We start from the raw sequence: 874 nt of genomic DNA on the forward strand, positions 1-874 counted from the left end.
GCGCAATACCAGCGTATTTTTGTAGTTCTGAGGCATCCTTATAGCGATCTCTATTACTACCAAAAGCAACTAACAAACGTGGAGCTAGTCGTGGGCCTGCACCTGGTAAACTATCAAATATCTTCTTATCCTGTTGCGCTTTGTAAGCGAACTTTATAGCAATATCTAACTGCTCAATACCTTGTAGTAACACTTTGAATTGAGTAATTAGTACTTCTACTAATAATTGATTAGGCTCTATTACGCCTTTGTCTTCAGTTAACACCATTGCATTCTTTATACTGTCGATCCGTTTATTATTAACATCTGTGTAACGTGAATTATGTGCATTAAAAAAGTTTAATAATGTTTCTTTTCTAGCCTTTTTTACTTTCTCTAACGAAGGCCATTTTTGAATAAAGTCACAGAAAATTATAGTGTCTTTTTCTTTAAACCATTCAAGAGCTTGCGGATAATAATTCTTTAATGTCGCTGTAATTTTATTAGATAAATCAACGCTGTCTTGCACTAAACTTCTACGGTATTCAACCAATTGAGATAGTGAGCGCATTGCTGCTGATTCAGGCTCAATGACAGATAATTTATCCATATGTAGTGTTAGTATTTCTACCTGTATTAATGCGTCTGATGGATCGTCTTTAGCACCACTGGGCGTGAACGCTTTACGATACTTTGCCACCGTTGAAGGGTTTATCGTAAACAATGTAATATGATCATATTTGGCTAGCGCATAAATTAGTGGGCCTTTTTTTAATTCACAGACAACCGCTATTTGTTTATTTGGGTAACGAGTTTTAAGTGTCATTGCCCATTCATGCAATGCTTTTGGTTTATGTTTGATAATGGAGTAATTATATATTTCAGTGTGGTTTGG

1 protein-coding gene is annotated in these 874 nt (G+C 35.4%); it reads right to left on the reverse strand.

The window, feature by feature from the left end:
* A partial coding sequence (locus E2R67_RS16400; RefSeq protein WP_134292016.1) for an IS110 family transposase occupies positions 1-874 on the reverse strand: 874 nt, incomplete at both ends.

The organism is Psychromonas algicola (genome assembly GCF_004378355.1).
Classification (GTDB): Bacteria; Pseudomonadota; Gammaproteobacteria; order Enterobacterales; family Psychromonadaceae; genus Psychromonas.